The organism is Phocaeicola salanitronis DSM 18170 (genome assembly GCF_000190575.1).
GTDB classification, from domain to species: Bacteria; Bacteroidota; Bacteroidia; order Bacteroidales; family Bacteroidaceae; genus Phocaeicola; species Phocaeicola salanitronis.
Window position 1 is genome coordinate 1290087 of sequence record NC_015164.1, and the last position, 14428, is coordinate 1304514.

12 protein-coding genes are annotated in these 14428 nt (G+C 42.1%); 5 read left to right on the forward strand and 7 right to left on the reverse strand.

Going from position 1 to position 14428, the window contains the following annotated elements; genetic code table 11:
* Window positions 1-12 precede the first annotated feature (12 nt).
* The 7 genes from BACSA_RS05750 to BACSA_RS05780 form a co-directional block, all read right to left on the reverse strand.
* The gene (locus BACSA_RS05750) at window positions 13-867 is read right to left on the reverse strand and encodes a DpnD/PcfM family protein (protein WP_013617176.1); all 855 of its coding nucleotides are present in this window, start codon (window positions 865-867) and stop codon (window positions 13-15) included.
* 11 nt (window positions 868-878) lie between these two features.
* Entirely contained in the window at window positions 879-1136 is a 258-nt protein-coding gene (locus BACSA_RS05755; protein ID WP_013617177.1) for a hypothetical protein, read from the reverse strand.
* A gap of 706 nt (window positions 1137-1842) precedes the next feature.
* Window positions 1843-3834, reverse strand: a complete 1992-nt coding sequence (locus BACSA_RS05760) for a GAP1-N1 domain-containing protein (RefSeq protein WP_041583905.1) — start codon at window positions 3832-3834, stop codon at window positions 1843-1845.
* The gene (locus BACSA_RS05765) at window positions 3831-4658 is read right to left on the reverse strand and encodes a TRAFAC clade GTPase domain-containing protein (RefSeq protein ID WP_013617180.1); all 828 of its coding nucleotides are present in this window, start codon (window positions 4656-4658) and stop codon (window positions 3831-3833) included. Before BACSA_RS05765 ends, BACSA_RS05760 begins: the two co-directional genes overlap by 4 nt.
* Window positions 4655-5572 (reverse strand): TRAFAC clade GTPase domain-containing protein, encoded by a 918-nt coding sequence (locus BACSA_RS05770; RefSeq protein WP_013617181.1) that lies wholly within the window; start codon window positions 5570-5572, stop codon window positions 4655-4657. Before BACSA_RS05770 ends, BACSA_RS05765 begins: the two co-directional genes overlap by 4 nt.
* A gap of 2 nt (window positions 5573-5574) precedes the next feature.
* Window positions 5575-6519 (reverse strand): hypothetical protein, encoded by a 945-nt coding sequence (locus BACSA_RS05775; RefSeq protein WP_013617182.1) that lies wholly within the window; start codon window positions 6517-6519, stop codon window positions 5575-5577.
* Complete coding sequence (locus BACSA_RS05780; protein ID WP_013617183.1) at window positions 6501-7799, reverse strand: metallophosphoesterase family protein; 1299 nt, start codon at window positions 7797-7799, stop codon at window positions 6501-6503. Before BACSA_RS05780 ends, BACSA_RS05775 begins: the two co-directional genes overlap by 19 nt.
* A gap of 437 nt (window positions 7800-8236) precedes the next feature.
* Here BACSA_RS05780 and BACSA_RS05785 point away from each other — a divergent pair, with 437 nt between their 5' ends.
* The 5 genes from BACSA_RS05785 to mobV all read left to right on the forward strand — a co-directional run bounded on the left by BACSA_RS05785 (window position 8237) and on the right by mobV (window position 14160).
* Window positions 8237-9457: a site-specific integrase gene (locus BACSA_RS05785; protein ID WP_007855984.1), complete on the forward strand. Its 1221-nt coding sequence runs from the start codon at window positions 8237-8239 to the stop codon at window positions 9455-9457.
* Between the two features lie 12 nt (window positions 9458-9469).
* A complete protein-coding gene (locus BACSA_RS05790; RefSeq protein ID WP_013617184.1) occupies window positions 9470-9853 on the forward strand; it encodes a hypothetical protein in 384 nt (127 codons plus the stop codon).
* 268 nt (window positions 9854-10121) lie between these two features.
* Window positions 10122-11363, forward strand: a complete 1242-nt coding sequence (locus tag BACSA_RS05795; RefSeq protein WP_007855986.1) for a primase-helicase family protein — start codon at window positions 10122-10124, stop codon at window positions 11361-11363.
* Between the two features lie 251 nt (window positions 11364-11614).
* Window positions 11615-12586, forward strand: coding sequence for a toprim domain-containing protein (locus BACSA_RS05805; RefSeq protein ID WP_007855988.1), 972 nt, complete (start codon window positions 11615-11617; stop codon window positions 12584-12586).
* A gap of 266 nt (window positions 12587-12852) precedes the next feature.
* Window positions 12853-14160, forward strand: a complete 1308-nt coding sequence (gene mobV, locus BACSA_RS05810; RefSeq protein ID WP_007855989.1) for a MobV family relaxase — start codon at window positions 12853-12855, stop codon at window positions 14158-14160.
* Window positions 14161-14428 lie beyond the last annotated feature (268 nt).

The following is a 14428-nucleotide window of genomic DNA, read 5'->3' on the forward strand; positions in this document are numbered from 1 at the left end:
TTAATTATATTGTCATTCCTGCAAATCTTCATAGTAAGGGACATTAAAATGCGCCGCCGCTTCGTCCATCTCCTCCAAACGGATTGGTTCCATATCCGGTGTTTCACCGGCATTGCCGTTTATCCGTCCGTTAATCTTCCGGTGCATACGGCGGACTATCTTGCGCATTGCCTCATCATCCGTATCCTTTGTACAGAACGGGCAGGAAAGGTTTTCAAGGTCGTAACGGGTCAGGACGGTAGTGCCATAGCGGAAAGGCTTTTTGTAAAAGGCATCGTCCGTGTCAGCCGGCTGGGGCTCGGGCGCGGGATCGAGGCTGTGGCTGAAAACAATGTAATTGGCGCCGCCCCGTTGGGTCTGGTTGTTTTCCCGGAAGAAGTCCAGGTCCCATTGCGTCAGCCGGAAGCGCTTGCGGTTGCCTGTCAGGTAATCCGTCACGGCTTCCTTGGAGGAAAAGGGCGCGACCAGTTCCATGCTGGCCGTGCTGAGCCAGGCATCGCAACGGTAGAGTAGCCAGACTTCCTTTTCTTCTGAAGAGGACTTGCTTGCCCGTTTGCTAAATTCATAAATCGCGTTGTCCATGCTGCCGAATACGAAACGGACCTTGTCTATCAAAGGAAAGTCCGCTGAATGGATGCTAAAACGTCTTTCGACAAAACTGCGGAAAGTGCCGTTGTTCAAATATTCCTGCGCCTCCTTGTCTTCGGGAGCCAACACGATATCAACACCGATGAAGTCATTTTCGGAGAGTACGTGTCTTGTTAAATTATATTCCTCCTCCACTTCATATACGGCAAGTGTGGGATTTTCCGCTTCCACCGTCACTACACGTCGGAGCAGTTCTTCAATGGCGATTTTATATTCCATATTACTTTGTTTTATGAATGGATGATTTCAAGTATTTCTTTATCACTCAGTGCGTGAATGTCCTCATCGCTCAGGAAACAGGCGAATTCTTCCAGCATTCCGGCCGCTTCCATCAGCAAAGAACCGTCAAATTCCAGTCTGGCTTCCAGCCGTTCCGTGGAAACCTTATATCCGTCCACTTCACGCACAGGATATGCTATTCCGAAATAATATACGCTGCCTGTAGGATACTTGCCGTTAATTCTCGTTTGGTTTACTTCTGTTCTCATATTTGCTATCTTTTATACAGTTAGACATGACCGGCTCTTGGAGCCAGTATTTCTGTTTCTTACGTGCAAGGTTGCTTCCTGCCGGGATTGTGCAAGGCTTGGCGGGAAAAAATACCGCAGCGAAGCGAGGATGATTTTTTCCCGGCCAACCCCAACGGGGCATGGCCTTGCTCAATCCAAAGGCAGGGGGCTAGATTTGCTGTAAGAAAGAGAAATGCAGGATTGATTTTGTAAATAATGTGAAGGATAGAATGAAGGGATGTTTTGCAGAGCTGACTGCAATATACAGATTCAACAAAACAATAGCGACTACAACTATTTGGTTTATAGTGACAGTCGCTATTGTTGTATATAAAGGTTTTAATACCTGTAGTTTACCAAATGCTTACCGGTATACTCTATTGGAAAAATATCTCGTTAGCATATACTTTTCAATGGATGACTAATTCGCAATAATTGGTGGCTAATTCTATAGTATTTACAGAATGTCCCTCGTTAAGGACTTGCACCAGTTAGATGATACTGACAGGCAAACAAAAATATCCGTTTATGGATACTGCGAACAGCTGAATCTTCCTTGACATATTTTTTAGCGAACAGCAATTATATTGAATTCTCATTATCAATAATTTCTAAAGTCATTCATTTTTAAACATATCTCAACATTGTGGAGAGTTGCCTAAAACATGAACAAAATAGAACACAATTACCACATTTTACGCAATCTCTTTTTTATTTTTTCTTCGGACGATATTTTATCTATTGCATCTTTATCAAAACCGTTACTTTTCAAGTATGACGCAACTCCTGCGCAGAGTTTCTTGCATTTGTCCCACTCAAAGATGCTTCCACGGTCTTCAGTGAAAGGTTCAATCCTTTCCCATTCCTTTTGAGGGAATATGTTTTTACTTAACGCAATGTAAATCCTATCAAATGAATGAGATAAGAACAATAGCGAGTTTTCATCATGCCAATTAAATGACAGGGAAAAAATGAAACTATAATAAGTATAATCCAATCCCTCTTTATCCGAATTAAGATACACCATCCACATAGAAGGATGTGATTGTCTCACCTCTAAACATGATGGCTTTATAGTGTTGGATACAAAACGTATAGTATTGATGCCGAATGAACTTTGGTGTTCTATCCATTGTAGACATTTTTTTACATATAACTTGCATTCCTGCAAGAGATTTTGAGGCACATCTTTTACATTGGCATAATCCAATATCTTAATCACTGAATCATCCGCATGCTTTACTATATAAGCAGCCCATTCCTCTTCAGTTGCACAGTTAACAGAAAGTATCTTGTCAAGCAATTCATTCCACTTCGTGATTCCATCCGCCACATCTAAACTTAATGAGCGGAAGAAAATGCTGAAATGCTCGTTGTTAAAGTCTAGCCAATAACATTTTAATATAAAATCCTTGTCTTTGGAAATTAGGGGAAACATTGTCTCCCAATGCGATTCAATGATAGGATTTATGGTTTGCTGATTCAACTGCTCTAATGCATAGGTGAGGATTTCTATAGTTGCATCATTGATTTCTTCTATGGAAGCCACATCATTAACTAAACTATAGAAATCAGATATATCATCATCTTTCAGATTCTGAAGCCGTTTAGTGAAGCTCATCAAAGCCATATTTGCTTTGTCCATGCCCTTATATGTGACGACATCATATAAGAATTCACTTTCCGAACAGAATAACTTTACTACACGTTCGCTAAGAAAATTATCTTTAACGATGATGCCATCTTGTGATTTTGGGAATGCTGTAAATATATAATAAAGAACATCATTATAGTCCGGACGCTCAGTGTGAACATCATGCGTCATTGCTGCATCAAGTAGACGCAGTAGATTGGCAACAGAAATAAACTTATTTTCACTGCTTCCAATATCTTTGGAAAACAGACGGATTAGATACGGGGTTTCATCATCATTCTTTAAAGATTCATTTATAATATAGCGAATTCCTTCATTGAAATTTTCTTCACTTACTTTCCCTTCCCATGGGGAATCTTTGTCTATGGACACAGCCCGTCCCCCAGTAACAAATTGCAAAGAAAATAATTCGTTTTCATATTTCCTTGGGGTATCTGTTCCTGTACATAGCGACGTATATTGTAGATATTCTACAGGGAGGTATTGAAGAAAGGATAAGATCAGTTCTTGCAATTCACACTGACTACGCTCAATCTTCAAACAAGCACCCTTATTTTTTGAAATCAGAAATGTATACAAGAATATTATTGATAAAAAATCAAAGTTCTTGAAAACAGAGTTCTTATTCAAACTTTTCATCTTTCTGTCCTCAATTTCAATCGACAAATTATAATCAGAGAAATTTTTGTTATTGGGTCTGTGAAATAAATCAATGATTGTTCTGAAATCAAATTCTTGCGATATGCCGTCAATAGGTATCAGTAATGTATGTGTCCACACGCATCCGGACCTTTCCATTTCATCCGCATACCATGTTTTCGCTATGGCATAATATTTCTTGCTGGGTAGGGGGTAGGCTGTCAGATAGCAATCTTCCTCATTAGCATTCAAGACATGGAAGCCAGTCCAATCACTCAACTTGAATAAAAGAGCCTGGTCTTCTGGGGCAAGATTTGGCAATGAGGAAGCCAACAGCCCATGCCCCATATCGTATCCATGAAGTGTTTGTTCGATAACCATCATTCGTTTATTAACATATATAGCGGCAATGACAAGTCATACTTAATTTCATCGCCAATCTCCACAAAAGCACGTTCCCCGGATTTGGTTTTGTTGGTGATGACAGCATCATCGTCTATTCCTTCATAGTCAAGCCCTTGAGCACTTATGCCAATAATTAGGCTATCAGGCTGTTGGTCTTTAAGAAAATTGTATAAAACTGGTGAGTGGCTCTTCAACCAAGATTCAGGATTTTCAGGATTTATTCCATTTCCAGTCACTTTATCCCAGCATGATATGGCAAAAATCATTTTCTTAAACTGCTTTCTTCCCAAAAGATACTTCAAGACCATAATGTTTTGCGCACATGCAGACATTTTCTGCGAATTGAAAGGTGGCACTTCATCATTCTTCTTTTCGCCTTCAACTGTGCCTATATTGTCATCATCTTCAAAATGTCCTGGGTCTAAATTATTTGCCATGTAAAACAGGGTATCGGCAGCTTCACACCAGTCGTCCAAGTCCTTACTATTCGTCATCTCGATGATTTGGCGGAAAGTTTCACCGGAGAAATCGGGAATGTTGATGTTCAGAACATTTCCGTTGTCTTTCTGCTCTATCCTCAGTTCTACACTGGATGACTTGTCTTCTGTCGTTCTGTCAACCCTTACACCTTCTAACCATTTGTCACTCAAAGATTCCAAATGTTGTGTGTCATCAACCAACTCCCGGCTTGCTTTCATCTTCATTTTCGAGGATTGGTTTTCCAGGTTGTACCACAACCCACCAATATAAGTTGATTTTCCTGTGTCAGGTAATCCAGCCAATAGGCAATTCATCTGTTTCATAGTTCCCTAATTTTTGTATTAATCCAATCAACATCAGAGAGAGTAGGAATATTTATAAGCCTGCAACTTTCTACGAAATAATCAAATACCTCGTATAAATCATGATTATTCTCCATATTGTTCGAACAGATTTTAAATTGCTTATTGATTTTGGTTTGTGAAGTTTCTTCTATCATTTGTATTATTTCTTTTGCATTTGATTCAAATAATTGACAAACGTTTTTATCTTCCTTATTCAATAGGTCTATCTTGTTAAAAATCACGTCAATAATCTTCTCGTTTTTAAATACGCCTGCACTATAGAACCTTGAAATTAAGGTGTTGAATTTACTTTTAAATCCCAAGTAATTTTTGTCTATTATTAAAGCCGAAACATCTATAAAGAACACGATATGTTTGTTATAGATAAGTGACTTGTCTGCTTTTACAGCATTTGCATTGGTCGTATATTCATTTCTATAAGTTTCACCGGCTCTGTCAGAAATCACCAAAAGCAGCTTTTCATTTCCCTTTTTAAAATACATGTTTAAGAAATATCCTTCCGTATTGGTGGTTCTGTTAAACCTCTTATTAAGCTTTAATCCCACATCTCGTATGTATGCTCTTCTTTCAAAGCCAGAGAAAGTATCAGAATCATAAAAGTCATATCCGTCTATTTGTCCTTGCGTCATAACCCTATGATACATCGAAGCGACAAAAGTTGATTTTCCAAATTCAGAAAAGCCTATCAGTGTTATCAGATGTGGATTGATTGAACGGATGATGCCGTTTATTTGCGAATCGTCCAAGGCGTCTGAATAAAACCTGCCGGCAAGATTCGGTTCTGTTGCAAGAAGTTCACTTGTATTAACCCCTACAATGGATTCTTGAGATTGCTCGCTTCCCTTTAATATGGCTGATTTATTGTTTTCCATTTTTAATTCAGTATAGATTCCAACAATAGTTCGTAATACACACAGACAAAGAATTCTTTTGGAGTGAATTTCTCCTGAAGGAATGTGTCGTCTGTTATATGTTCTTCAGATATTAGTCTCAATATGACTGAGGACTTTGACCGTTCAGTCTCTTCGTTAATAATTTCTGCATCCCTTATGGTTTCAAGTATCCTGTCCAAAGTTTCTTTTTTCTGACTCTGTAGGAATTTGGATTCTCGAATAAGTTCAAACACACCGTCATGAATGAATACACTGGGACGATTCTCGAATAAATATTGAAGAAACACCATAGCTTTCAAGTATGGATCTTGATATTGAATTTCTCCATTCCTAATCATTTCTTCCAAGTGATGTTTCCAAGCATATTTCCCTATGATTTTTAGCTTCCTCTGCTCTTCCTCTGTATTTAGAGTTGTCTTTAGTGAATTAATGTCACCAAACATTTTTCCTAAAAAATCATTGGGAAAGTCGCCACTACCGACCTCGTTGTTTTTTAAGTATGCATCCATGAAACCATATAGTTTCAATAGATAGGATGGAAATCTCAATTCTTCCCAATGTCCTTTACGTTGCACGAGGATATTTTGCAACATACAGGAGTAGATGGCTTTCTCTTTCTCATCCTCTTTATCAATAATAGCAATATAGATAATGTAAAAAACCAATGTGTTCCACACGCATGGGGAAAGTTTCTCGTTTTCATCAATTAGTTCCCATATATGGCTTTTTAACAGGTCTGGACAACTGTTTTTTGTGTAGTTCATAGCCAAATCTGCAAAAACATCAAAGTTCAATTTTTCATCAATAAAATTTCTACATCTTTCTTCCATCACTAAAGTAAAACTCTTATTATAAGGTATAATGAGTCCACTTTGCATGAGAAGTTCGTTTAATACGTTCTCTTCATTTATTTCATTTTGTTCCATAACTCTATCCATTTATTGTCTTCATTAATCTTTTTCAGAAAGTTCACATTGTTCGTATGGGATGTTTGTGTTTCATCGAAAAAGCCGTGATAAACACTATTGATGATACGTTTGGTGTCAAGTCTGCTCACAAATTTTACACGTATATCCCTTATAGTTACGCCATCAGGCAGTTTTGGCAGTACGGGAGCTGGAGCATTTTCCCAACGGGATGGATTAGCGTTTATTTCTATATCAAACTCTTTGGACGCTTTCTTATCATCTTCAAACTTCTTCGTTGCGTCATTCCAGCGGTTTACTCTGAGATTCATATGCAGAAAATCTCTTCCATCCATATTTTTATTGATAGATAATTCTACAATGTTGAAAACAGGGCAATATTGACAATCTTTTTTGTCTAATGCGCCTGGAGGCTGCATGGCTCCAGAGAATACCCTAACAGTACTTTTATCAGCATTTTGGAAAGCATTAGAAATATGTACATGCCCATAAAACTGTAGTTGGAAAAACTTATCAAATTCTTCCTCAATCTTACTTCCGTTAGCCAAGTACTTGGTTGGATGATGCATCATTGAAATATAGATGTGTTTCCCTTTTTTCTTATGAAAACCATTGTAAGCGAACTTGGGCAAAAACATCTTATGGCCATTTCTCTTTGTTTCCCAATCGTCCCAATCATATTGGTCACAACTCAAAGAGGTGTTAAAGCCGTACAAGTGAACTTGATAACCGTCTAAGTTGTCGGATATTATAGCCTCCCAATACGTGTGGTCGTTGTCTGCGTCTATTTCCTTGCGTTCGATACATTTGTCCATCATCATTTCCACACTATCATAACCCGCGCTGAAATCACGATACTCTTTAAAAGGAACGAATAGATCGCGAAATGTTTCAATATCCCCTTTCATCAGATCATAGAACATTTTGTCATTGGCTGATTCGCACGCCAATCCCGATTGGATAAGATTTCTTAATGCAGGTTTTCCTGCATTCCTTTGTTTGTCATGGTTGCCAGGAACAACATACACCTCCGACTTTTTAAGTTTGATTTTAGTGCAAATATTTTCAATGTAAGTTTGAGCTTTTGTATACTGATCTTTTTCACCACTAAAAGCTATATCTCCGCAGATTAACAAATGGTCAAAGTTCCCATTCCCATTCTTGCAAAAACTTTCTATATCTTCCAAAAACTCACGACGCATCAAACTGTAATCGTCTATTGCATCGGGAATGGATAACCAGTGAATATCGGAAATTTGTAAAATTTGTATTTTCCCCATATATTCCTCAACTAAAATTATTTCAAACCTGCCCTAAATAACGGTCGTAAGTTCGATAAAATTAAATTAAAAATAGAAGTTGGTAAACAACAAAATTTGTTGTATCATTATAGTATGAATTACAAATACAAACAAGCAACACATAGCTATATAAACCAATGGCAAAGTTACAAAAAATCTCTGGAATAACCTCGAAAAACGGGTGAAATGACGCTAAACGACTTAATATCAGAGTTGTTACGGTGTCAAATGATGACAAGCCGAAAAAGCGGAAAACGCAAAGAAAAGCGGATTTAAGAAGAAGAATGGTTTGCAAATCATTACCCGTGAAAGAGTAAGATTTAACATATGGGAGATGCTATTGCACCGTTTGTCACCGATTTGCATATCAAGGTCTAACTCGTTGATATTTAACTTTGCAAACAAAAAAAACGAGTATGGCAAGAAGTACATTCAAAGTGCTGTTCTACGTGAACGGCAGCAAGGAGAAAGACGGTATTGTCCCCATCATGGGACGAGTGACAATCAACGGTACTGTGGCGCAGTTCAGCTGCAAGCAGACCATCCCGAAAACCCTTTGGGATGCGAAAGGCAACCGAGCCAAAGGCAAGAGTGCCGAAGCACGGAACGTCAATCTGGCATTGGACAACATCAAGGCGCAAATCATCAAGCACTATCAGCGCATATCCGACCGAGAGGCATACGTAACGGCTGAAATGGTGCGCAATGCCTACCAAGGGGTAGGAAGCGAGTATGAGACACTGATAAAGGCTTTTGACAAGGATTGCGCCAACTTCCTGAAACGTGTCGGTAAAGACCGCAGCATCGGCACGTACAAGGTCATGGTAAGGGCAAGGAACTATGTCGCAGCCTTTATCAAGTCATTCTACAGACGGACGGACATGTCCATGCTGGAACTTACACCCGACTTCATCAAGGAGTTTGCGGCTTATCTTACGGCTGAACGGGGACTGAAAAACGCCACCATCTGGCTGAACTGCATGTGGCTGAAAGGGGTGGTCATGCGTGCGCACTATAACGGACTGATACCGAGAAATCCGTTTGCGCAGTTCCATATCAGCCCGAATGTTAAGGAACGGGAGTATCTGACAGAGGACGAAATCAAAAGAATCATGGCGCACGAGTTTGACAACCCCACCCTCGCATTGGTGCGGGATCTGTTTATTTTCGCCTGTTTCACCGCCTTGTCTTTCGTGGATATGAAAGAACTCACAACGGATGAAATAGTGGAGGTGAATGGTGAGAAATGGATATTGTCGAAACGGCACAAGACAAATGTCCCGTTCCAAGTGAAGCTGCTGGATATTCCCTTGCAGATAATCGAACGGTACAAGTATCTGTCGGAAGACAAGCTGGTTTTCGGGAAAATCAACTATTGGACGATGTGCAAACAGCTGAAAAAGGTAATGGCGGAATGCGGAATAGAGAAGCAAATCTCCTACCATTGCGCTCGTCATACGTTTGGAACACTGGCTCTTAGCAAGGGGATGCCCATTGAAAGCGTGAGCCGTGTTCTGGGACACACGAACATTGTCACGACTCAAATCTATGCGAAGATAACCACGCAGAAACTTGACAATGACCTGACGATGTTCGGCAACAAGCTGAACGCATCGTTCGGAAGTGTAACCCCATAACCAAGCATAGCCATGAAACGAAGCATCATAACAACAGACGGTAACGGCAACATCATCATGCCGACCGACATTAGCGCAACCGCCATGAGCGAATGGGAACTTTGCGACCTGTTCGGAGTAACCGCCCCGACATTCCGTGCAGGGCTGAAGGCTCTTTGCAAGAGCGGAGTTTTAAGGGAATACGGGATAAGGCGAAGCATACGGGTATCCGATAATTGCTGTATGGAGGTTTACAACCTTGAAGCGATAGTTACCCTCGCTTTCCATATCGGCACATTCGGAGCGGAACGGGTACGCAATGCCGTTCTTGAAATACTGTACCTGCGAAAAGAGAAAACAAGCATCTTCTTCTCGCTGAATACCAACGGTATATCCAAATCCGAATACTTCTCGTAGCTGAATGCCTGACATAATTCACTCGGTAAGTCAGTAATTCATTAAGTCAGTACGACAGACGCTCTGATTTTTTCTCCCGAAAAGCGTAATCCGACATTCGCTTTTCGGGAGTTTTCCGTTTGCACAACCCGTTTCCTGTCCCAAACCATTGAAAGTTTTTGTTTCGGGGGCTATTTGTCACCATTCTGCCGTGTTTTGCATAACAACCTATCCGATAATTGATTATATTTTTGCAGCTGGTAATTTTCAAACTTAAAACCATTTGATTATGTCAGCTATCGAACAACAGGACAGCCACAGACCGCCATCGGATGGCGGCATGGCAAAGGAAGAGTTTATCCGAGTGGGGACAACGCTCTATAAGATTGTGGAGCAGCCCAAACTGAACGGAGGGTATATAAGGAAACGCATCGCATGGAACAACGAGACCCTGCGACAGGATTACGGCAAGGATTACATCGGCAGAGTTCCCAAGTATGACGGCTTCTGCACAGTACCCGAACACATCGGCTACCGTTCCGTGGTCGGCAAGTTCCTTAACCTCTACGAACCGATAGACCACCGACCGCAGGAGGGCGATTTATCGCATATCCAATCTTTGGTACGGCACATCTTCGGGGAACAGTACGAGTTGGGGATGGACTATCTGCAACTGCTCTACCTGCAACCAATTCAGAAGTTGCCTATCCTGCTGTTGGTGTCGGAAGAACGCAACACGGGCAAAAGCACCTTCCTGAACTTTCTGAAAGCCCTTTTTCAGAACAATGTGACTTTCAACACCAACGAGGATTTCCGCAGCCAGTTCAATTCCGACTGGGCTGGCAAGCTCCTTATCGTGGTGGATGAGGTGCTGCTCAACCGCAGGGAGGATAGCGAGCGGTTGAAGAACCTCAGCACCACACTTTCCTATAAGGTGGAAGCCAAAGGCAAAGACCGTGATGAGATTGCGTTCTTCGCCAAATTCGTGCTGTGTTCCAACAACGAGCATCTGCCCGTAATCATAGACGCAGGGGAAACACGCTATTGGGTGCGCAAGATAGACCGCTTGCAGTCCGATGATACCGACTTCCTGCAAAAGCTGAAAGCGGAGATACCCGCCTTTCTCCATTTCCTGCAACACAGAAAACTGTCCACCGAAAAGGAAAGCCGGATGTGGTTCAACCCCACATTGCTGCATACAGAAGCCTTGCAGAAGATTATCCGTAGCAACCGCAATCGGCTGGAGATAGAGATGTCGGAACTGCTGCTTGACATTATGGTTGCAATGGATGTGGATAGCGTTTCATTCTGCCTTAACGACCTTGTCGTACTGCTGGTGCACTCGCAGGTAAAGGCGGAAAAGCACCAAGTGCGTAAGGTGGTGCAGGAGTGCTGGAAACTGACACCTGCACCAAACGGGCTTACCTACACCACCTATCAGGGCAATTACAACAGAAGTTGTCACTATGAGCCGATAAAGAGGGTGGGACGCTTCTACACCGTCACAAGGAAGCAACTCGAATCCCTGTAATACTATCATTTTTCTGTTGAATTGTTGAATATGGGTATAAATACACTGACAATAAACGATATACATTCTCAACAAAATCTCAACAAGCCAAAAGAGAAGTTGAGAGACCACCGACACCCGTTTGTGGATTTCTCTTTTGGCGAGCGGTTTGTTGAGAAGATGTTGAGAGGTTACGAGGCTGTATATAAACATATTACATTGACAATTCATCAAATCAACAAATTTTCATCAACTTCAAAACCGTATGTAATATGACAATCCAAGATGTAAAGCAAATCAAACTGGCAGACTATCTGCAAAGTCTGGGCTATACGCCTGTAAAGCAACAAGGCAGGAATCTGTGGTACAAATCACCGTTACGGGAAGAAACGGACGCATCGTTCAAGGTAAACACCGAGCTTGAAAAATGGTATGACTTCGGCATCGGCAAAGGCGGAAACATCCTCGCATTGGCAGCGGAACTCTACCGTTCGGAAGATGTAGCCTATCTGTTGAGACGCATAGAGGAGCGGACAGCATACATCCGCCCTGCATCGTTCTCTTTTGGCAGACAGCATTCCGACAATCGTACTTATCAGGGATTAAAGGTTGGAGAATTGTCCTCCCCTGCTCTTATAGCCTATCTGCAAGAAAGGGGAATAAACATCGGACTTGCCAAAAGAGAATGCAGGGAGCTTCGGTTTATGAATGCCGACAAACCCTATTTTGCCATCGGCTTTCCGAACATGGCAGGAGGATATGAAGTGCGCAACAGATACTTCAAGGGATGTGTCGCCCCGAAAGATATCACCCATATCCGACAGCAGGGCGGACAACGATGTATGTGTTACCTGTTCGAGGGGTTCATGGATTACCTTTCATTCCTTACCATCCGAGTAGAAAACAATCCGCAACACCCGCGATTGGACACACAGGACTATATCATATTGAACTCCGTTTCCAATCTTGCAAAAGCGGAAAGCATATTGGAGACCTACACCCAAGTCGGCTGTTTCCTTGACAACGACACGGCAGGACGGAACACTTGCAAGAAGCTGAAAGAGAAGTTTGGGGAACGGCTGCTTGACAAGTCAATGTACTATCGTGAGTATAAGGACTTGAACGACTACCTGTGCGGTAAGCCCTTGTCCCAATCGGCAGAGCCGATAAAGGAGAAGAAGCAAGTCCAATCCGCAAGGCGGATGATGCAGCCACCGAAAAAGAAAGGGGGATTTCATCTGTAATGTGCTCGTCTGCTTTCCGAAAGGTATTTAGACAGAAATACCATAGCTCAATAGGGCGTTTTCTTCACGCATTACTCCGTAACGCTAAAAACACCCTATCGAGCCAAAGGGAAATCCCTTTGGAAACCCTGTGCAAACGAGAGCAGAAGCCAAACTCGTTTGGATTATGCCGAGTGCAGCAAGGGTTCATTTGCATAATAAACCCTGTGAGCCGATGCCACAGGCAGAGAGAAGAAACATAACGATAACCGCAAAATAGAAATAAAATGGGATATTTTTCATTGGACATTAAGAAAGCAAAGGGTACATCGGACACCACTCAGTCCGACCATATAGAGAGAAAGATAATACCTAAAAACGCAGACCCGACAAGGACACATCTGAACAGGGTGCTTGTCGAATACCCCGATGGCGTTCACGGCAGGGATGAAGCGATTGCCCACAGACTGAACACGGCAGGCATCAGACGGAAAATCACACACGACCAAGTCCGTGTCGTTCGGGTGGTTTTGTCGGGTACGCACGAGGACATGATGAACATACAGGAAAAAGGAGAACTCGATGAATGGTGCAACGACAGCATCCAATGGCTGCAAGCCACATTCGGCAAAGACAATGTGGTTGCCGCACATCTGCACATGGACGAGAAGACTCCGCACATCCACGCAGCCGTTGTTCCCATCGTGACGGGTGAAAGGCGCAAAGCCAAGAAAGAGCAAACGGACGGTAAGCGCAAGTACCGCAAGAAAACAAATTCCGTCCGCTTGTGTGCCGATGACCTGTTCAACCGCCAGACCTTGGTCGCCTACCACGACAATTACGCAAGGGTGATGGCGAAATACGGATTGCAGCGTGGGGTACGGGGTTCGGAAGCACGGCACACCACCACCATGCAGTATTATAGGGACTTGAAAAAGAAGAATGAAGTCCTCGAAACTGAAACCAGACTGTTGCAGGAGAAGAAAGCCGAGGCGCAGGAGGAACTGAAGCAGGTGAAAGCGGAAATCCGTACCGACAAGCTCAAAAACGCAGCCACCGATACGGCAACCGCCCTTGCAAGCAGTGTGGGCTCTCTTTTCGGAAGTGGAAAGATGAAATCGTTGGAGCGCAGGAACGAGGATTTGCAAGACCGCATCCTTGAACTTGAAAACGAAGCCCGACAACGGGAACGGCAACAAGCCAAGCAGATACAGGAGATAAGAAACGCTTACGAGCAACAGCACCGCAAGCTGTCGGAGTTTGCGGATTTTGTCAGACGCTACTTTCCATATGTGGAGAAGCTGATGCCTATAATAAACTTCCTGCGTGACCGATTGAAGTTCAATGACGGAATAATCAGAAGACTGTGCGAGTTCAAGGAGGTCGGGATAAAAGGCGAACTCTATTCTTCCGAATTTAACCGAAGTTTTGATACCCGACACTCCGTCTGCTCTATCAAACAGGATGAAAACGGTAAATTCGATTTCAAGATAGACGGGGTTTCTCACGTGAACTGGTTCAGAAAGAAGATGAATGAGTTTAGAGAAGCCATCGGAATACCGAAGCCAAGACAGAATAGAAGTATGAAACTGTAAATCAAAAAAATCCGTGATAGTAGAATGGTATATCACGGATTTTTCATACTTTTGTATTGGATTGAGGCTACTCTTTCCAAAACATATTAGAATTAAGAAGAAGCGTTATGCTTATCTTGTACTTGAAAACGTAGGAAATTTTCAATTAGATGCAAGGATAGCATAGTGGTTCTCACGCATATAGCGTGGGCTACTATTGTTACATCTGCATCTATGGTTTCCTACGACCTTCAAGTAAGAGTGTGGCTTTGTAGTTCACGCTTTTTCG